The organism is Microcoleus sp. CAWBG27 (genome assembly GCF_020883145.1).
In the GTDB taxonomy this organism is placed as follows: domain Bacteria; phylum Cyanobacteriota; class Cyanobacteriia; order Cyanobacteriales; family Microcoleaceae; genus Microcoleus.
On sequence record NZ_JAHREU010000090.1, the window covers coordinates 1 to 21,011 of the forward strand.

Annotated in this window: 12 protein-coding genes and 2 pseudogenes; 10 read left to right on the plus strand and 4 right to left on the minus strand. The window is 46.4% G+C overall.

The genetic code is table 11. The features are described from left to right. Positions 1-292: 292 nt before the first annotated feature. Complete coding sequence (locus tag QZ938_RS29995) at positions 293-1,654, minus strand: TAXI family TRAP transporter solute-binding subunit (RefSeq protein WP_293352006.1); 1,362 nt, start codon at positions 1,652-1,654, stop codon at positions 293-295. A gap of 26 nt (positions 1,655-1,680) precedes the next feature. Between QZ938_RS29995 and recN the strand changes: the two genes are divergently transcribed. Then, complete coding sequence (gene recN, locus QZ938_RS30000; RefSeq protein ID WP_293152481.1) at positions 1,681-3,438, plus strand: DNA repair protein RecN; 1,758 nt, start codon at positions 1,681-1,683, stop codon at positions 3,436-3,438. Between the two features lie 761 nt (positions 3,439-4,199). On the opposite strand, the gene QZ938_RS30005 is transcribed toward recN, so the two are convergent. Then, the gene (locus QZ938_RS30005) at positions 4,200-4,451 is read right to left on the minus strand and encodes a hypothetical protein (protein ID WP_293152478.1); all 252 of its coding nucleotides are present in this window, start codon (positions 4,449-4,451) and stop codon (positions 4,200-4,202) included. Positions 4,452-4,706: 255 nt separating this feature from the next. Here QZ938_RS30005 and QZ938_RS30010 point away from each other — a divergent pair, with 255 nt between their 5' ends. From QZ938_RS30010 to QZ938_RS30045, 8 genes and pseudogenes are all read left to right on the plus strand, one after another. Further along, the gene (locus QZ938_RS30010) at positions 4,707-7,925 is read left to right on the plus strand and encodes an adenylate/guanylate cyclase domain-containing protein (protein ID WP_293352008.1); all 3,219 of its coding nucleotides are present in this window, start codon (positions 4,707-4,709) and stop codon (positions 7,923-7,925) included. A 422-nt stretch (positions 7,926-8,347) separates the two neighbouring features. Beyond that, positions 8,348-8,893, plus strand: coding sequence for an inorganic pyrophosphatase (locus QZ938_RS30015; RefSeq protein ID WP_293152472.1), 546 nt, complete (start codon positions 8,348-8,350; stop codon positions 8,891-8,893). Positions 8,894-9,321: 428 nt separating this feature from the next. Beyond that, a complete protein-coding gene (locus QZ938_RS30020) occupies positions 9,322-10,689 on the plus strand; it encodes a serine/threonine-protein kinase (protein WP_293152469.1) in 1,368 nt (455 codons plus the stop codon). Between the two features lie 53 nt (positions 10,690-10,742). Then, positions 10,743-12,083 (plus strand): annotated as a pseudogene (locus QZ938_RS30025) (serine/threonine protein kinase). A 19-nt stretch (positions 12,084-12,102) separates the two neighbouring features. Then, positions 12,103-12,348 (plus strand): hypothetical protein, encoded by a 246-nt coding sequence (locus QZ938_RS30030; RefSeq protein WP_293152466.1) that lies wholly within the window; start codon positions 12,103-12,105, stop codon positions 12,346-12,348. Continuing rightward, positions 12,333-12,845, plus strand: coding sequence for an inorganic diphosphatase (locus tag QZ938_RS30035; RefSeq protein WP_293152463.1), 513 nt, complete (start codon positions 12,333-12,335; stop codon positions 12,843-12,845). Before QZ938_RS30030 ends, QZ938_RS30035 begins: the two co-directional genes overlap by 16 nt. Positions 12,846-13,395: 550 nt before the next feature. After that, entirely contained in the window at positions 13,396-14,304 is a 909-nt protein-coding gene (locus QZ938_RS30040) for an MBL fold metallo-hydrolase (protein WP_293152460.1), read from the plus strand. A gap of 73 nt (positions 14,305-14,377) precedes the next feature. Next, a complete protein-coding gene (locus tag QZ938_RS30045; protein ID WP_293152456.1) occupies positions 14,378-14,944 on the plus strand; it encodes a diheme cytochrome C in 567 nt (188 codons plus the stop codon). Between the two features lie 202 nt (positions 14,945-15,146). Here QZ938_RS30045 and QZ938_RS30050 read toward each other — a convergent pair whose 3' ends face one another. Together QZ938_RS30050 and ppc are read right to left on the minus strand one after the other, a co-directional pair. Further along, a complete protein-coding gene (locus tag QZ938_RS30050) occupies positions 15,147-16,283 on the minus strand; it encodes an RNA-guided endonuclease TnpB family protein (RefSeq protein ID WP_293152453.1) in 1,137 nt (378 codons plus the stop codon). A gap of 175 nt (positions 16,284-16,458) precedes the next feature. Continuing rightward, entirely contained in the window at positions 16,459-19,578 is a 3,120-nt protein-coding gene (ppc, locus tag QZ938_RS30055; RefSeq protein WP_293352010.1) for a phosphoenolpyruvate carboxylase, read from the minus strand. Between the two features lie 369 nt (positions 19,579-19,947). Here ppc and QZ938_RS30060 point away from each other — a divergent pair. Then, positions 19,948-20,886 (plus strand): annotated as a pseudogene (locus tag QZ938_RS30060) (RNA-guided endonuclease InsQ/TnpB family protein); the annotation flags it as partial. Between the last annotated feature and the right edge of the window lie 125 nt (positions 20,887-21,011).

Genomic DNA, 21,011 nt, shown 5'->3' on the forward strand with positions numbered 1-21,011 from the left:
ATACCTTTCTTGGTACGTAGTTGCGATGAAAGCGCTCTTGGGGCTCCCATCCCAACAACATACCTTTCTTGGTACGTAGTTGCGATGAAAGCGCTCTTGGGGCTCCCATCCCAACAACATACCTTTCTTGGTACGTAGTTGCGATGAAAGCGCTCTTGGGGCTGAAGCCCAACAACATACCTTATATTTACCGAAATTGGTATAACTTGCTATGTCACAAATTTCAAGAGGGCTCCCATCCCAACAACATACCTCATCTTTTTGGTAAAGGCTATATGTCTATCACAATCAATCACACACTATCCGAAGCCAGCCGCAACTCCCGCAACATCTTTTCTCGCTCGCGCGCAATTCTTATAGCAGTTTCCCAAGTAAAAGTAAAAGATTGAAAAGAATCAGAATCAATCCGATCTTCGTCCAAATCTACAATCACCTGGTTAAAAATCTCAAATAACTCTTCTTGCAACAAATCAATTTCATGCGAAGTTTTCGCTTGGCGAATTTTTTGAATCAAACTTAAAATCGCCAAATTAAACTGATCGGCTTGATTTTTTTGTTTTTCTACAAAGCGCGAGCGCAACTGCCAAACCCAAGAGGCGAAAAGCGTTCCGATAGATAAATATAAAGCCATAAGATCGGAATTAGCAGCCCAAAAATCCGGCTTTTCGCGATCGTAATAAGCCTGAGCGCCCTCATGTAGGGGCAAAGCTAAACCGCCATTCGCTCCAGGCTGACGAATCATTGCCGCCAGCGAATTAGCAGCTACCAACTGGCGGCGGTATTCAAACAAAATCCGCGTAATTTCTCGCACGATCTCCGGATCGACATCCTCCCGAACCAACAGAGTAGCCTGCACTCCCACGGTCGCCAAATCTGCATCGGGAACAGGCGGATCTGCTTTGTAAGTACCCTTAGGAATCAGATCGGCTTCCAAATAAGGTAATCTGATTTTCATGGCAGATCCTTGGTCGATAGGCACTAGCTTTCCTTCGGTATTTTGCAGCAAATCTTTAACCAAACTGCTGCCGGGAGGCAGTACCCTAAAAATAGCATCAACATCTCCATTACTAAATAATTTATTAGCCTCTGTCCAAGAAGTTGAAGTAAATATAAAATCCTGTTCTTTTAAACCATAATGTTCGCTCATAAACCAAAAAGAACTGTAGGAACCGCTGCCTTTAGCCATCAGTGCAATTTTTTTTCCTTTTAAATCTGAAATACTTTTAATACCCGACTGTTCGGAAACAATTAAATGAAAAACCTCCTTAAACAACGAAGCTATTACCCGAGCAGAAGGTACCGCAGCCGTATCGTTTTGTACGATCGCTAACTGAGCCTCATTCGACTCAAGCTTCCGCATATTTTCCTCAGCACCTTGAGTTTCAATAACTTGAATGCGGATGCGCGGATTGTGTTTCGCGACGACATCAGCAAGTGCCTGTCCGAAAGGGTAATAATTCCCAGTTTTTGTTCCCGTGGCCAGTGTAAATTGATAGACTCGCTCCTTGTCTTGGTGAAGCTTCCAGCCAAAAGCTCCAATCAGGACAAAGCTTAAGAGAGCAACGGGCAGCAGTAATTTACTTTGCATTGATGTTGAGACTCGATCGATAATGGCAAAATTACAAGTATTGTAGTTGAAAATTAGAATTCCCAATTACCCATTCCCATTCCCAATTCCCCATGTTACTATCCCTCAGAATAGAAAACTTTGCCCTAATTGACCGCCTGGATCTAGACTTTGGCCCGAGTTTGAACGTATTTACAGGGGAAACCGGGGCTGGCAAATCGATTATCTTAGATGCGATCGATGCAGTTTTGGGCGGGAAAGTCGATCGCCGATCGATTCGCACCGGAGCAACGCGGGCAATATTGGAAGCTACCTTTGAATTAGACTCATCCGCCGCCAAGTGGCTGGGCGAGCAAGAAATCGAACCCATAGATGGCAATTTAGCCGTTTGCAGCCGGGAAATTAACGTATCTAGCGGTGCTTTGCGGAGTCGATCGCGTTTGAACGGAATTCTCGTCAACCGCCAGTTAATGGAGCAACTGCGCGATCGGCTTGTGGAAATTACGGCCCAAGGCCAAACCGTCCACCTCGGCCAAGAAACTCTCCAGCGAGAATGGCTGGATTTGTACGGTGGTAAAAAACTCACTCAAGCGCGATCGACAATCACCGCCGCTTGGCTGGGGGCTTCCAGCGCCAAAACAGCCCTCAACCGCAGGCGTCAGTCGGAACAGCAGCGGCTGCAAAGACTGGATTTGTTAGAATACCAAGTCCGAGAACTTAGCGAAGCCCACATCGAAGACGGCCGGGAACTCGAACAGCTAGAACAAGAATCAATCCGTCTGGGCCACGTCGTCGAATTGCAGCAGCAGAGTTACCGAGTTCACCAGGCCCTTTACCAAAACGACGGCGATAGCGCCTCAGCCGCCGACTTGTTGAGCAAAGCCGAGGAAATTTTAAACGACATGGTAGTCTACGATGTCCAGTTGCAACCAATTTTAGAAATGGTCAGCGACGCCCTAGCCCAAGCCACAGAAGCCAGCAGCCAAATTAGCAGCTACGGCGAACAATTAGAAGCAGATCCCGAAAGACTCGAAGAAGTAGAAGATCGGATTCGCGAACTCAAACAAATTTGCCGCAAATACGGGCAGCTCTCAGAAGCGATCGCCTACTACCACAGCATCCAAAACGAACTAAACGAACTTTTAAAAGGAGGCGAGTCAATGGAAGCCTTAGAACTCGCATATCAGACCGCTCTAGAGCAATTAAAAGATGCTTGCAGCCACCTCACCATCCTGCGGCGCGAAGCAGCCCTGAAACTCGAAACCCACCTCGTGGGAGAACTTAAGCCCTTAGCCATGGAAAAAGTCCAATTTCAAGTCGAGATCTCGCCCTGTAGCCCAACCGCCACCGGTGCCGACCAAATTGCCTTTTGTTTCAGCCCCAACCCGGGGGAACCGCTGCAACCTTTAGGGGCGATCGCCTCCGGGGGAGAAATGAGCCGCTTTCTACTCGCCATCAAAGCCTGTTTTTCCCAAATAGAAAGCGCCGGAACCCTAATTTTTGACGAAATCGATGCCGGAGTCTCCGGGAGAGTCGCCGGTGCGATCGCCAAAAAGCTCTATCAACTCTCCGACAAACACCAAGTTTTGTGCGTCACCCACCAGCCGCTAATCGCCGCGATGGCTGATTGTCATTTTCGCGTCAACAAACAGACGATCGCAGCAGAATCAACTATCGGCGAAGCAGCCAACTCCGAATCGGGCGAACGAACTGTAGTCAGAGTTGCCGTTCTCAACAGCCAGCAGCGCCGGGAAGAGCTCGCCCAACTCGCCAGCGGTCGATCGGCCACAGAGGCGATCGCCTTTGCCGAATCGCTACTCGTCGAAGCCGCCGGATTGCGCCAAAGTCAGTCCGCCAAACCCTCAAAGTAGCAGCATTGCTCCCGCATCGCCAATCGAAAATACTGTTGTCAGTAAATCCACCTAACTTGACGTAAAATATGAATCGCGATCGAGCTTGCTGTCTAAGTCTTCTGACTTCATGGCGATCGATAACGAAAGTCTTCTTGCTCTTCCTTTTACTCACCGTTCCGAGTCTCCCAAACGGTTTGAAGGAAATATGGAGAGTTAAAAAACCAGTTTCAATGCCCAAAACTGCAAAAAAACTGCAACGGACAACCGACGATCGAACGGAGTCAAACTCAGTTCTTCAAAACTTAATCTGACCCTCCGGGCGATCGGGGGGTCAAAAGGCGGACTTTTTTTCCGAGTCGGAGGTTACACTGAAAATAACAACCGCAAATCTTACAAAAAAAAGCTCACAGCCCCTGACTTTAGTCTAGGCGTTCAAGGGTATAGCAGTAAAATTGACAGAAATTCTAGTTAAAAACCACAATTGTGTACAGAAGGGCACACATCACCAACAACTGGTGGTGTCACAATTGCGGCTAGTCCTACAATGCCATCCCTTTTTCAGCAGTCCCGCAACACGCATTCCTGTTCCTGCGGGCGATCTCTGCAACAGGGCAAACCTAATTCAAGCGGGCGCACAATGCCAAAATCAGTTATTGACACTCTCCGGCGTGAACGCACGGAGATTCTTGGCTCACCGAGATCACTTAACCTAGATTCCTTGCGTTGTCTCGCGCCAGAGGTGAAACTCTCCCCAAGCGTTACTTCGGGTATGCCCTACCCTAGTTGCATTGCTGCAAGTCCTGTTTACCTTGAAACAAATATGCTTCAAAACCCGATCGCCAGTGTTCCTGTGAATCTTTTACCTGCTGCCAGGAGGAAGCTAGAACAATGCAGCAGAACCGCATAGATTCAATTGTCTCTTGTTCAGCGCTTCGTCTTTCGACAGCAAGGTTTTTTAAGTGGTTGATTACCTTTACCACTGGTACAATTCTACCAAAAGCCGTCGTAGAACGACGGGGTTTTAGACCCAAATTTTCGATAAACCATTAAAACACCATTCACAATCTCTAAAAAGATTCCAGCAATCACACCGTGGCTTTACCGTATTACTAGCAGTTGAGCAGCAATGCCAACTGAACCTCCCTTGCTCTAGGCTCGGACTTCTGTAAACTGGGAAATAGTTTCACACCTACTTGAGTCTTGTGCGACCTGTCTGACTCAAAAGATGAACTTGCCCGCTGTCCTAGCTTAGACTAACCCTTACACTTAAGCTTCTGTAAAGGTCTATGAATCCTCCTGCATCTTCCACAAATTACTCTTCTCTCGACAACGTGATAGATGTCACTCCTATCAGCAGTGAAAATAATCAACCCTACTCTACCCCTACGCCTCCTCCCGAACCCGAACGTGTGGCTGCCCCTGCCCCTACCAGCAGCAGTGCAATTATCCCGCGCCAAGGAGTCACAAACATTCTTGCTCACCTAAATAAGGAAAGTTCCGTAGCAGCAGTTAAGGAAGTAGAAGAAAAACTTAAGGTTGTCAATCAAACCCTGGGAATGCTCGATAACATCCTGGAGAGCGAGGGATTTGACGCTATCCTCAACGATATGTTGCAGTCGATTACCCTCAAAACAGGGGAATTGCTCAATGCCGATCGCACTACGATATTTTTATTAGACGACGAGAAAAATGAACTCTGGGCGAAAGTTGCTAAAGACGAAAATGGCGAAAGCATAGAAATCAGAGTTCCCGCCCATGTTGGCATCGCCGGAGAAGTAGCCACAAAGAAAAAAGTGGTTAACATCCCTTACGATTTTTACAACGACTCGCGATCGGCTAACGCCAAAAAAGTTGAAGAAAAAACGGGCTACCGCACTTATACAATGCTGGCAATGCCCCTGCTAAAGGAAGGAACAAACGAATTAGTAGCAGTCGTTCAACTGATTAATAAACTAAAACCGGATCACCAAAATCACGCTAGTTTAGACCAACAAATCGACAGGGCTGGATTTACGGAAGAAGACGAACGAGTTTTCAATGAATTTTCTCCCTCGATTCGCCTAATTCTAGAATCCTCCAAATCTTTCTACGCAGCAACCCAGAGACAGCGGGCAGCCGAAGCGCTGATGAATGCCGTAAACGCTCTTTCTAAGAGCAGTCTCGACTTAGAAGATACCCTTAAAAGGGTCATGGATCAGGCCAAAAAACTCATGAATGCCGATCGCAGCACCCTGTGGCTGATAGACGAAGATAAAGATGTACTGTGGACGAAACTCCCCAACAAAGAAGGCATACTGACAAAAATTTCCATACCCAGAACAGCCGGTTTTGCAGGAATCGTCGCCCAATCCGGCGAACACCTGCTGATTTCCTTTGACGTGTACGACGACCCCCGCGCCAAAACTGCCATAGAAACAGACCAAAAAACAGGCTACCGCACTTGCAGTATGCTGTGTATGCCAGTGTTTAACTCCGACAACAAATTGATTGGAGTTACGCAGTTAGTCAACAAAAAACGACAAGGAGAATTCCCACCCTACAACCCGGCAGATTGGCCTCACGCCCCCGAACAATGGAAAGCGAGTTTCAATAAAAACGACCTGGACTTTATGCAGTCGTTTAACATCCAAGCAGGAGTGGCCCTGCAAAATGCCAAACTGTTTGCAGAAGTCAAACAGCAAGAACAAAGACAAAAAGATATGCTGCACGCCCTGACTAACGGCGTGATTTCTACAGATAAAAAAGGCAATATAGTTGCGACAAATCCCAGCGCCCAAAAATTACTCGGTGTCAGCGAGGCAGAATTAGCAGAAGGCCAATCTTTGCGCGAGTTAATTAAGTTAGAAAAAGGCGATTTTGCCAAGTGGTTCGATGCGTCTTTGTCTCCAGAAGACGATAACGATCGCCAGCAGTATTACCCCGATCAAATTTTGCTCTCCTGTGAAGGAAAATCGCAGAGTATCAATCTCTCGATCAACTCAATGACCGATGCTACCGATCCCAACAAAGTCAACGGCGCGTTAGTCGTCATGGAAGATATTAGCAGCGCCAAGCAAGTCAAAAACTTGATGTACCGTTACATGACCCCAGAAGTAGCCGAAGCGCTGTTAGCTTCAGGGGATACAGGATTGGGCGGCAAGCGCAAGGAAGTTTCGGTGCTGTTCTCAGATATTCGCAGCTATACCACACTTACGGAAAAATTGCAAGCTGAAGAAGTGGTGGTGATGCTCAACAAGTATTTTGAAGTGATGGTAGATGTCGTATTCGAGTACGGAGGCACTCTCGACAAATACATCGGCGACGCTCTGATGGCAGTTTTCGGCTCTCCGGCGCCCCTAGAAGATCATGCTTGGTGCGCGATGCAAACGGCAGTGAAAATGCGAGCAGAACTCGATAAATTCAATCTCGATCGTATAGCTAATGGTGAGTTGCCCATCAGTATTGGTATGGGCATACATTCCGATCAAGTTGTCAGTGGCAACATTGGCTCAAGTAAACGCATGGAATTGACTTCTATAGGAGATGGCGTCAACCTCGCCTCTCGCTTAGAAGGCGCCAGCAAGCAGTACGGAACTGACTTAATTATTAGTGACAATACCTACAAACATTATCACGAGAGAGTCTACGTGCGGGAACTCGACTTCATTACCGTCAAAGGCAAAAGCGAACCAGTTATCATTTACGAACTCGTCGGCATCAAAGAAGGATACTCGCCCATTGGCAAGTCACTAACCGAAAAACAGCAACAAGTTGTAGAACATTATAATAAGGGTCGCGAACATTACAAAACGCCAGTCACTCACAGACTATCTGACAGTGAGGTGAAAAATATCTTAGATGATGTCGCCCAAATGCCGGAGACAGAAATCAAAAAACTTTCCTACAGTGTCGAGGAACAGTTGGAATACGAACTAAAGAAGTTGTTATATCAACTCAAAAAGCTGTCAGAGTACGATCCCAAAAATCTGTCTGAAGCAGATAAACTAATCGTGCTGTTGCAGCCAGAAATCCAACTGTTGAAATTGGAAGGTCTCAAAAACCTCTCGGAAGATGAAGCCAAAATGTTGCTGCAAGCCAAAATCAAGCAGCTATCAGCAGACGATATTCAATCCTTGCAAGAGGGCGAGGTTAAAAAACTGTTGGAAGCAGACATCTTAGAACCATCAAATCCTAAAATTAAAAGGCTGAAACCAGCACAGATCAGGCAGCTATTGCAGGCTAAAATTAAAATTAAAGCCTCCGAGACAGTTGTAGAAATGTTAGAGGAGGAATTTGAAAATCTGGGACTCGATCGCGTCAAAAAACTCCTCAGCGAGTTTAAGAAAGTCTTAGAACCAAAAGCCAAGCAAGCTTTTAGAGACGCAGAACGCGAATTTACCCTTGTTCTGGACATTGAACCCAAAAACAAGGCAGCTAAACTGCACGTCGATCGCTGCGGGTTATATAAGCTCAGCCCTCCCGACGTACTAAACTGGGACGGCGTATGGAATCTCACAGACAAATAGCAGCGGCGCCCGGTGCGGGCGGGGGCGATCGCGATCGGGGGTGCACCTCCCGTCCAATCAATTAACCTTAATATCCTGTTGGGGCAATTTTAAATCAGCTCCAACAGGTATGATTGTTAGATAACCGGACTTGGGATCGCTTGCCTCGCCACCGCCAGATACCCGCATTGTGCGGTGTTTGGCGACAACAAACACAGCACTTCTACCTTCAGAAGAGCTTAAAAAACAATTAGGACTTGCGCCAGCATTACCCAGTTTCTAAGCAAAATCTGGGGCAAAGGCGACCTAACATCCACTCAAAAACCGGGTTTTTTACCCCGCGCCCGTAAGTCTTAATAACTTTGGCGGCTCTTAAAAGCAACTTGCTTTCAGCAGAAAGCTAACGTTCTAGTCTTAGATATAGAAAACTACTAGCATCAGTTATGGATAATTGGAATTCGCAATCGGGAGATATTGAGTCGGTAGATCAGGTTTACCAACTATTGCTAGAGATTGCCCGCAGCTCGCTGTCAGATATCCCCAGAATCCCCGAAAACATCACTCAAAAGTCTCTCCCCCTGCTCCAAAAATTACAAAGCATTCAGCAAAGACCACAGGGACAAGCGTTTAAATCTGATTCGTTTTCGGTAAACGATCTCGAATGGGTGGCTCAAGTCCGCCAACTGCTCGAAGAACTGACCCGCCAGTCTTTGTCGGAACGGCCAAAAATGCCAGAAAACATGGCGGGCAGAGCTTTGAGTCTGGCAGATAAGGCACAAAGCATCAAAGAAACCATAGAAAATGCAGCCTCCAGCCCAAAAGATGAAGATGATAACTCGTTTCAGTCTCCAGAGACGCTGCTGAATCTATTGCACCAGAGTTTAAAAACTCAGCGGGCGAAAAGCTACCAACCAGACGCTCCCGAATGGCACCAACTCATGACCATGCTAGATGTAGTGCAGTCAATTTACAAACAAATTCAACGTTAAATTTAAGCTTGAATCAGGGGCATTTTTATGGTGTTTAAAGGCGCTGGTTCTTTGGCAAAAAAAAGTTTTTTGCCGTAGCAATGTCGGACAAGGCATCGTGCGGCGTTCGTACTCCAAAACAATCACTCTGAGCTCGCTAGGAGGAAACGGCAATGCCGTTTCCCTAGCCCGATCGATCCTAGGGAAACTGGACGTGCCGTTTCCTGAGTGTGGGTAATATTAATTGCGATATAGCCTTTCTCAAAAAGATGAGGTATGACTGACAGCTTACAAAACCACCCAGACAAAGAGGGCTGAAGCCCAACAACGTACCTCATCTTTGTGAGAACCGCTATACCACCAGGTTCGATCTAAATCGCTTAAACAAGTGCAGACAATTGCAGCTTGGCCAGCTAAGGTGGGTTCAATCGCTTCAGTGGCAGGTGAACATGAGCGGACAAAACATCGGGGATTTGTTAGGAGAAATATTAGGAAATCGGTATAAGTGCGATCGGCGACTCGGCAAGCAAGCCGGACGGCAAACACTGCTCGCCCGAGACTTAGAAACCCAACAGCAAGTAGTAGTCAAACTGCTCTCATTCAGCAGCGACTTTAACTGGGAAGACTTAAAACTGTTCGAGAGAGAAGTCGAAACCTTAAAATCCCTATCGCATCCCGCAATTCCCCAATATCTAGACTCCTTTGAAATCGACACACCCAGCCGCAAAGGATTCGCCCTAGTTCAGAGTTACATCGAAGCCAAATCCCTCCAAGAATATCTTTCAGACGGCCGCACTTTCAGCGAAAACGAAGTCAAACAATTAGCCGCAGCATTACTAAACATCCTCGCCTACCTACACCAGCGACAGCCCCCGGTGATTCACCGCGACATTAAACTGAGCAATATTTTACTCAAAAATCGATCGGGAAACAGCGTCGGCGAAGTCTACCTCGTCGATTTCGGTGCAGTTCAAACCCTAGCCACGCAACAGGGAAAAACAGTCACCGTTGTCGGAACCTACGGCTATATGCCGCCCGAACAATTTGGCGGGAGAGCAGTTCCCGCTTCCGATTTATACGGATTGGGAGCCACATTAATCGCCTTAATTACCAAGCAGCATCCAGCCGATTTACCACAGCAAGATTTGCAGATTGAATTCGAGCAATTTACCGAACTAAGTCCCGGTTTTACCAACTGGTTGAAGTGGATGACGCATCCCAGTTTAGAGCGCCGTCCCGCCTCAGTCCAGATTGCAAAAGAAGTTCTCGAAAAACCGCAGCAAATAGATAAATATTCCCTGGCATTGAGACAGGGAAGAAGGGTGGATACTGGCGAATTTTTCTGCGATGCGATTTGGCGCAGCATCGGGGCAGGAACTGTATCTGTAGGAGCTTGTGCAGCAATTTACGGCACCTTTTTTTTTCCGATTTTCGGGACAATAGCCGGAGGAATTCTCGGTATTTTCCTCGGATTGCTGCTGGGATTTTTAAACGGAATAATCATCGCAATTGTGACGCGATTGTATTTTTATCCCCTAACTAATCCCAAACTTAACCGACAGGTTATAACTGCGATCGGTACAGGAATCTGCACTTTGATAAGCCTGGGATTTTTTATTGTATTCGATCCGGGGAAAGTGGTTTCCTTTTTCTTCGCAAGTTTTATGATTCATTATGATGTTTCTCTACACTCATATACACCCTCATTATACGATCGAATTTTTTTCATTTTTGCGCCGTCGCTAATTGCAGGAATATCAATGGGGATAAGCAGCAAGCTTTTTGCCCGGTGGTATCAACAAGAAAGTGGACTGTAATCTAAATTATGCGATTTATAGAACATAATAGAACCAAAATTAAGGTAAAAAACATGACGGCGAAAGTATTAGCAGAACGCTACGAAGTGCAGTGGCAACTGGGAAAACAAACAGGTCGCCAAACGCTGCGGGCTCGTGATTTGCAAACTCAAGAGTTAGTTGTTATCAAACAGCTATTTCTTGGTAGCGATTTTGAATGGCAAGACCTCAAGCTATTTGAACGGGAATCGGAAACTTTAAAGGCACTCGATCACCCAGCAATTCCTCGCTACCTCGACTACCTGGAAATTGACGAATTAGACAGTAAAAACTTTGCCCTGGTACAGACTTATGTAAAGGGGAAAACTTTAGAAGAGCATTTAAAAGCTGGACGTACTTTTAGCGAAAGCGAGGTCAAAGAATTAGCTAAATCGCTGTTAGAAATTTTGATTTATTTGCACGAATAAGAAGTGCCTGTTATTCATCGCGACATTAAACCCAGCAATATTTTACTGCACAGCCGATCCGGTCACTCCGTCGGACAAGTTTATTTAGTTGATTTCGGTTCAGTGCAGAACCAAGCTGCAAAATTTGGCGGCACAATTACAGTAGTAGGAACTTATGGATATATGGCACCGGAACAATTTGGTGGGCGATCGGTTCCGGCTTCCGACTTGTACGGTTTAGGTGCAACTTTGATTTATTTGGTAACGGGTTTGCATCCCACGGAAATGTCGCAGCAGGATTTGAAAATTCAATTTGCCGATCGCGCATCCCAACTTAACCCAGATTTAATCGATTGGCTGGAGTGGATGACAGAACCTAGCTTGGATAAACGGTTATCTTCGGCTGAGGAAGCATTGCTATCGCTCAAAAATCCCCGCCAGATATCTAAAAATATTAGGGCATTGCAGCCGCAAGGTAGCGAGATTAAATTAGCAAAAAATGCTGAGTCGATCGAGATTGTAATTCCGCCAAAAGGAGTCGGTTTTGGTTTAGTTTTCTTGTTTGCGACGGAAGTTGCTGCGACTCTCAGATTGTGGAGCACTTATGACAGTCTACCAGATAGGAAATTTTGGGTGACGATATTAGGATTTTTAATAGTGGGTGTAATAATGTATTTGTTTGCAATGTTTCGGGAATTGCATCTCAGAATCGATCGCCAGCAAATATCCTATAGCGGCGATCTGTTCGGGTTGAAATGGAATTATTGTCGCTCTTCCCCCAGACAGGATATTTGTCGCTTAGAAATTGAAAAGATTGCAGGATACCAAGCTTCTCAGATAATTGTTACATCGGGAAAATCAAAATATAAACTAGGAAAAAAGCAAGGACTAAGTGCATCAGAAATCGAGTGGTTAGCAAGTGAACTCAGTCAGTGGTTAAAATTGAAAATCATTATTGTAAAAACATGAGATTCCGCGTAGCGATCGAATGCTAAGACTGAAAATATCTGCCGATCGCCCAAACAAAGCATTCCCCTGTCAAACTGTGGGATGGGCGTCCCGCCCGTCCGGTATATCTTCAGTGGGATGGGCGTCCCGCCCGTCCAGGCTTTCTCTCAATCTGGTGCAGCATCGATCCCGATCGCCCGTAAAATGCTATCAAAGGGGTTTGGCAACTAGCGCTCATCCCCGATCGTCTGTTAACGTGGAGATATTATTGTGGACTTATCGCTAATTCCGGCACAGCCGAAACCAGGACTGCTTAACGTCCTGATCGAAATTACCGCCGGTAGCAAAAACAAATACGAGTTTGATAAAGAGATGCAAGCTTTTGCACTCGATCGCGTGCTCTATGCCTCAGTGCAATACCCTTGCGACTATGGCTTCATACCCAACACCTTAGCCGATGACGGTGACCCCCTCGACGGCATGGTAATGATGGACGAGCCCACATTTCCAGGGTGCATCATCGCGGCCCGCCCGATCGGAATGCTGGAAATGATCGACGGAGGCGACAGAGATGAAAAACTGCTGTGCGTTCCCGACAAAGACCCCCGTTACGCTCACTATAAGTCCCTCAAAGACGTAGCCCCACACCGCTTGGACGAAATAGCCGAATTTTTTAGAACCTACAAAAATTTGGAGAAAAAAGTGACCGAAATTCTGGGTTGGCAAGATGTCGATCTAGTAATGCCGTTAGTCGAAAAGTGCATCGCAGCCGATCGCAAATAGGTTCCAAGCGCCTGCATCCTCGACTGCAACCCGAGTAACAATTCAGGAAGCCGAACTTAATGCAACCGATCCACGTCTAGGACGTGCAGTCGAGGAGGGGGGTGGCTAGAATCTAAAATCATTGGTGAATCCCCAGTCACCGGAACGGGATTCCTCAAAGAGCCACCCCCGGCACAATCTTGAAAAAAATCCTAGTCATAGAGTAAGATTAAGCGCAAATTCTCAGCAAGCGGGCGAGTGCGTTCTACTTTTGAGGAAAATTTACCCGAATACTGACATCAACGCTATCTTAATCTCAGGACAGTTCCGCACGCCGGGCAGCCCACAGGGTGCAAAAATGGTCTCTAAAGCGTGATATCTGTTACAGCAACCGATCGCGCACAGGTTGAGGCTTCTAACAACCCAAGTGTTCGGTAAGTCTGATTTCCGAGTTTGGTACTCGGATAGTTTCCTATAAAGCGTTTTATAGTACGGATTGCTAAAAACAAAACACTAAAAACTAAACACTAAGATCTCAACTCCCAAGTTCCTGCGCCCAAACCTAAAAAAGATGCCAGATTCCGCACCCTCTCAAACCACTCCAGAGCCTTCCGATCAGAAAGCCAGTATGGAAAATAGTCCTTTGACCGAGTTTGTCGTTCAGTTTTGGGGCGTGCGGGGCAGCATCGCCACCCCCGGCAGCAAAACAATTCGCTACGGAGGTAATACCTCTTGCGTAGAAATGCGCTTGGGGAAAAAACGCCTGATTTTTGATGGTGGCACCGGTCTGCGAGTTCTGGGCCTCAACCTGCTGCGACAAATGCCGGTCGAAGCCCATATGTTTTTCAGCCACACTCACTGGGATCACATTCAAGGATTTCCATTCTTTACTCCTGCTTTTATCCCGGGGAACTGCTTTCACATTTACGGAGCGATCGCCCCCAACGGCACTACAATCAAACAGCGTCTTGCCGATCAAATGCACCACCCCAATTTTCCAGTCCCCATCCAGGTGATGCAGTCAGACCTCAAATTTAACGATTTGACGCCAGGGGATATTCTCGAACTCGACGATGTGAAAGTCGAAACGGCCCTGCTCAATCACCCCAATACTGCGATCGGATATCGAGTCACCTGGGAGGGACACACGGCGGTCTACTGCACCGATACAGAGCATTTTCCCGATCGGCTGGACGAAAATGTAGTACACCTAGCTCGCGACGCAGACGTGCTGATTTACGACGCCAACTACACCAACGAAGAGTATTACGACTTCAAAAACCCAAAAGTCGGCTGGGGACACTCAACTTGGCAAGCCGGAGTAGAAATAGCGAAAGCTGCGGGAGTCAAAAAGATCGTGATGTTTCACCACGATCCGGGTCACGACGACAATTTTCTCGATCGCGTCGAAGCAGACGTGCAGGCAGCATTCGCCAATAGCTGCTTGGCCCGCGAAGGCATGAGCATACCAGTGATCTAGAAAACCCATCCATGCGGGCTGGGAAAAAACTCCTCCAGACCGCAGAAATTAGCAGGCAGAACGCAGAAACAGAATGAATCACGAAACTCCCCCCAAGTATCGCTCTCGTGGCTTGCGGGGGCTTTACTCAACATTGCTGGTGTTGATAATTGTCTGCTGTACAGGAGGCGGATGGGTGGCAGCCCAGACTGCGAGCTCCAACACTCCAGCGCGACTTGCTCAAGTGTCTGCTATTGAAGATAATGGCAATGTCGATCGCATCCCCGAACGCTATCAACTCGGACAGCAACTCTACCTAGAAAACTGCGCCACCTGTCACATCGGCTTACCCCCGCAAGTATTGCCAACAGAAACCTGGCGTCGCTTGTTGCAAGATTCCCAACACTACGGACAAACATTGAAACTCCTAGTAGACCCGCCCCGGTTGCTAGTGTGGAATTACCTGCAAACTTTTTCCCGGCCCGAAGGCAAAGACGAAGAACTAGCTTACCGAGTCGCGAGCTCTCGCTATTTCAAAGCTTTGCACCCCAGAGTCAAGCTGCCACAACCAGCAAATATCAGCAGTTGCGTTACTTGTCACCCCGGCGCGTCTAAATACAATTTCCGCCAGCTTACCCCTGAGTGGGAAAATTCCCCGTAAGGAATCTTAAGTTCTTGATTGAGGAAAATCAGAATTCAAGTCTGGGCGATCGAACCACTGAAATGAGGGCTAAAGTCTGAACGATCAAACCGTGTAAAATATGTTCTTGACACTCACCGCGCCCAAGCGACGGTGATTCTTAGATCCTAGACCGGACTTAAATCAAGAACATTGCTGCACCAGATCCAGAGATCCAATCTCCCTAAGCGTTTACTGTATCGAGTACAGAAGTTCCGACGTGCCCCGTCGTACCTATCCCGCGATTAAGGATATTAATTGCGGCATTACGATCTCTATCCATTTCACATCCACACTTACAAGCATGGGTTCGAGTGGATAGAGATTTTTTAACGACTTCCCCACAATTACTGCATTCTTGACTGGTGTATGCAGGATTTACCGCGATGGTAATCCGACCAAACACTTTCCCAAAGTATTCTAAGAACACTCTGAACTGATACCAAGAAACATCGCTAATTGATTTTGCCAGACAATGATTTTTAATCATGTTAGACACTCTCAAATCTTCATAAACTACTACATCGTTTGATGTGATTACGCACCTGGCAAGCTTAATTGCATGGTCTTTACGCTGTCTACTTATTTTGAGATGTCGCTTACCTAAAATCACTCTAGCTTTGCGGCGATTTGACCCACCCTTGACTTTCCGACTTACAAGACGCCCGGCACGTTTCAACCGCGTTTCACCTCTACGCAGAAATCTCGGATTATCAACCATTTCACCATTTGAATCAGTATAAAACTCTTTCAAGCCCACATCTAATCCAATTGTTTTTCCTGTCATTGGAACAGTTTCTAATCGGTCTACTTGAATGCAGAATTGGACATAATATCCATCTGCTCGTTTAACTAACCGTACCCTTTTAATCTGGTCTGGTTGATAGAAATTAAGATCGCGAGTACCTTTTAACTTCAGTCTGCCAATTCCACACTTATCGGTAAAGGTGATTGATTTTCTATCGAATGAGAGCTTCCAAGAATTAGTTTTGTACTCAACAGAACGACAGTCTTTCTGGAATTTAGGAAACCCAACTCTTTTGCCTTTAATGCCTTTTTTGACGTTTTCATAGAATCGAGAAATACTAGCCCATGCTCTTTCCGCACTAGCCTGTCGGGCCATCGCACCTAACTTATTGGCAAAGTCAAATTCTTTTGCCCAAATCGCACAATATTTAGAAAGATCGAACCAAGATTTAGCATCACCATCCATCCACAGTCGGATCGATTTGTTGCGAATGAATTGACAAATTCTAATCGCTTCATCGACTCCCTGGAATTGATCTGGTTTTGCGTAAGCCTTGAATTCGAGAACGAGCATCTTTGTTTCCTCCTGTTCCTATGATAACACATTTATCATAGAAACTCTCTATTCTCTCCAGAAATATGGAGAAATTCCCCCGCTTAAGGGGGAGGCTCTAATCCCAATTTTCTGGTAGTGAAGACTTTAGTCCTCAGAAAAAGCAGGACTGAAGTCCTCACTACAAACCTGTTTTTTAGCCTGTATTCCGCATCCCTGCGGCAATACCATTAATCGTCAGCAGAGCTCCTCGCAACAACTCACCCTTGCTGTAACGCGAGTGAATTACCCCAGGTACTCCGCCAGTACCATGTTGCCGCAAGCGCTTCAGCAGCGAAACCTGCAACAAACCCAAAGGCACAATTGTGGCATTTCGTAATTGCACAGAACGCTGAAGCGATGGATCTCCATCCAACAAACTCTGGTGTCCGGTAATAGTTAAAACCAAATTACGAATCAAGTAGAATTCGGCAGCAATTTGCTCGAATAAAGCCTTAAATCGCTCTCTGTCTGCCGGTAACGCCAACTCCTGCACGTAGTGTTCTGCAATCTGCAAATCTACCTTAGATAATGTCATTTCTACCTTGGAAATTACCATTCTAAAAAATGGCCATTTCAAGTAGAAATACTGCAAAAGTTTCATGTGTTCTTCCGGTTCTTCCAGCAAATACTCTTGTAAAGCTGTGCCGACACCGTACCAAGAAGGCAGCAAAAAGCGGCTTTGAGTCCAGCTAAACACCCACGGAATTGCTCGCAAACCGCTGATGTCTTTCTTCCCGCCGCGACGGGCTGGGCGAGAACTAATTTGCAACTGACTGATTTCTTGAATCGGGGTAACGTGGTGGAAGAAATCTACTAAATCTGGCTGTTCGTAGATTAAATTACGGTAGTGCGATCGCGATTTCGCCGATAACTCTTCCATAATCTCGTTCCAAGAGTCGATGCCATCGAAACCTGTGTGCAGCAAACTAGCTTGAATTACCGCCGCCGCCACGGTTTCTAAATTGTAAAGCGCCAACTCCGGCAAAGAATATTTAGAAGCCAAAACTTCGCCTTGTTCGGTAATCTTAATTCGCCCGCTGATACTCTTTCCGGGCTGAGCCAAAATCGCTTTGTAAGCAGGCCCGCCGCCGCGCCCTACCGAACCGCCACGGCCGTGAAAAATTCGCAATTCTACTTCGTGCTTTTCCGCAACCATTTGCAAAGCTTTTTGAGCTTTGTGGATTTCCCAATTGCTGCTGAGGAAACCCGAATCTTTATTACTGTCCGAATAGCCCAGCATCACCTCTTGCAATTTGAGTTTTCGGATTGGACAGTCTAGATTTTGTTCGCTTTCTTTTGCTGTTTGTTGGGCGTATCCTCCGGCTAATAAAGCTCGATAAAGTGGCAGTTCAAATGCCTCCTGCATTACTTTAGGCGCTTTTTTCAAGTCTTCCACTGTTTCAAACAATGGGACTACTTGAATGCTGCTAATTCCTGTAGCTGGATCGTAAAGTCCTGATTCTTTTGCTAGCAACAAAACCGCCAGCATATCGCTGACATCGTGGGTCATGCTGATGACGTAGGTTTCGCAAATTTCCGGGCCGAACTCCTGGTGCATTTGCCGCAATATGCGGAAGGTATTAATTGTCTCGCAAGTTTTGGGAGAAAATGGCAATTCTGCGGGAATTAATGGGCGGCGAGTTTGCAGTTCTGTTGCTAGCCAGATCACTCGATCGCTTTCTGACATTTGATTGTAAGGCTTGGGCAAAATTTGCAAGTATTCTGCAATTTCGCTCAAAGCGTCGGAGTGTACTGTTGACTCTTGGCGGATATCTAGGTAAGCCAAGTTAAATCCGTAGATTTCTATTTGACATAGCAGATTTTCTAAGTCCCGACAGCTTAAACCGGTTTCGGTTAAATTGCGCTCGATGAGCTGCAACTCGGTCAAAAACTCGGTTCCCGATCGATAAAGGCCGGTCATTCCGGGATGTTCTGACAAGGCTTCGCGCTCCCGCTGCAACTCGTCTCCTTTGTAGAGGCGCCAGTTGCGATCGCGCGTATTTTCCAGTCGCTGGAGTACGTAAGCGAGTTTCAACCGATAGGGCTCTTGACGGTAGCGGATCGCCCACTGCTCGTAAACCTCGGGAAATTCTGATTTGTCGCGATCGAGCGATTCGAGCAATTCCGGCAATACGTCGCTCCAGTGCAGCGACAAACTCAAAAGTTCGTTCAACCGCTTCACCGCATTGATGTACTTGCACAGCACTAAATGGCGTTGATAGCAAGCAGTTTGCCAGGTAACTTTTGGGGTGACAGAAGGATTGCCGTCTCTGTCGGAGCCTACCCAAGAACCGAACTTGCAAAAATTGTAACTAGGTGGTTTCAGGTAAGGGAAAGAAGCGTGCAGCGCTTGCTTTAAGCGTTGGTACAGCTCAGGAATCGCATCAAACAGCACTTCGTCGAAGTAGTGCAGGGTGTACTCCACCTCGTCAAGTACAGTCGGTTTGAACTGGTGCAGTTCGTCAGTGCGCCACCAGAGGCGAATTTCTTCCATCAGTTGCTCTTGGAGAGCCGCAGCTTCCCAGGAAGACACCGGGTAGGGGCTTTCTGAGTCGGCCCCGAGTACCTGAAATTTCTCGTCAACTTGGTCTAGCTTTTGGAGAATCTTCGCCATCCGCCGCTGCTTAGTGCGGATCGTGTTGCGGACAATTTCCGTCGGGTGGGCGGTGAATACTAAGCGGATATCTAACTGATCGATCAAGCGCTGGATTTGCTGGCTGGGTACGTTCAAGCGCAGTAGCATCGGGAACAGTTGGTGAAATGTTCCGGCGTCTTTGGCGATCGCCTCGCTGCTGTCTACCTTGCTCAGAGCTGTTTGGGCGGGGCCTTCCCTGTGCCGCGGGCGATCGGGCGCATCCGTTGCTTGTCCCGGCAGCTTAGCAAACATCCGCCCGCCAGCATCGTTGCTGCCAGTGTAAGCTAGCTGTTGGTCTCGCTGTTCGTAGTGCTGTTCGACAATGTTGATTAACTGAAAATACAGTGCAAAAGCGCGAGCGGCGCGGATGGCGGCGTTGAGATCGAGCTTTTCGATTAGCTGTAGGACATTCGACTCGCGAAAGTGAGTGGCTTGTCCCTCGGCCGAATTGACCGATCGCATTTGTTGGAGCAAATCCACCAATTCCTGCCCGCACTCCTGTCGCAGCACCGATTCCCACAAGTCCTCTACTACTTTGAGGCGATTGCGCAGAAACAGGTCTGATTTTGAGTAAGGGGCAGAATGGGAAATAGATGGTGTATCAATAGCCTGTTCTGAAGACTGGAGGACTGAACTCATCGGGCTGTTCCTCAATAGCTGCGGGTATCTAGAAAATTGTATTGTTTAGGTTGATTCGCCGCAAGTCCGATACTATACCTGTACTCAGGTTAGTGTCGGGATGGATAGGCGGGTTAACGTAGGAGGGCGAGTTGACCAAATCTGAGGATGATCTTGTTCCTAATTGTAGTAGACCTCTTGCAAAATAATTTTCAGATCTAATCAAAAGTTTTGCTTTAGTTGATTAAGCATCTCCCAAACAGCCTGTGAATAACAGGCAGGATGCCTGTTCCACAATTATGGGAGATATTTAATTCAAAACTTGTGATTATAACATATATTTTTTTGGCAAGATGTCTAGTATTATACAATAGTAAAAGCAGCAAAATAATGAGATTTTCTTACCAGTACAAACTACGCCCAACAAAACAGCAAGTTATTGAGCTTGACAGATGGTTAGCCATGCTGTGCGCTCAATACAACTACCTGTTGGCCGATCGATTTAACTGGTACGAACAGAATCGTTGTTCTATCAATGCTTGCCCTCTTGTTTGCCATCTCCCCGAACTAAGAGATAATCCCGATTATTACTCGCAGAAAAGGACGCTCCCTCAGCTTAAAAAGACTCACCCCTGGTATGCTGAGATTTACTCTCAGGTTTTACAAGACATTGTTAAGCGGGTAAAACTAACATTCGATCGATTCTTAAAAGGTGATAATAATGGCAAGCGTAGCGGTAGACCAAGATTTAAGGCACGTAACCGTTACCGCACTTTTACTTATCCCCAAATAAAGGATGGGTGCTTACAAGGCAACCTGATTAACTTACCGATGTTTGGGAAAGTTAAAGTTATATTGCATCGCCCAATACCTGATGGATTTAAGCTCAAAACGATATCCATTACTAAAAAAGCCGATGGTTATTATGTAACTCTGAGTCTAGAAGATGCAACAGTTCCTGAAATCCAACCAGGCTTTAACCCAAATAAAATTACTGGTATCGATCTTGGTTTAAAGGAATTCTTGACAACTTCTGAGAACGAAACGGTTGCAATACCTCAACATTATCGTCAAGCACAAAAGCGTTTAAGAGTTATTCAAAAACGTGTTTCCCGTCGCAAAAAAGGAAGTAACCGCAGACAGAAAGCGGTTAAGCAATTGGGCAAGCAACACAAAAAAGTTGCAGACAAACGTAAAGATTTTCACTTTAAGACTGCGAGAAACTTGTTGAAACAATACGATGTTATTGCAGTTGAAGACTTGAATGTAAAGGGTCTAGCTCGTACAAGATTGGCTAAATTTGTGTTGGATGCTGGGTGGTCAAGCTTTGGCTCTTCTGGCTTTTTGGTGAAAAGTGTATAATGAGATACTACTAATTGATTTCTACCGTATGGATCTTCATCTTGACAGACTGCTTAATCTACCCGATGTTACTGTTGAAAGTTGCATCCAAT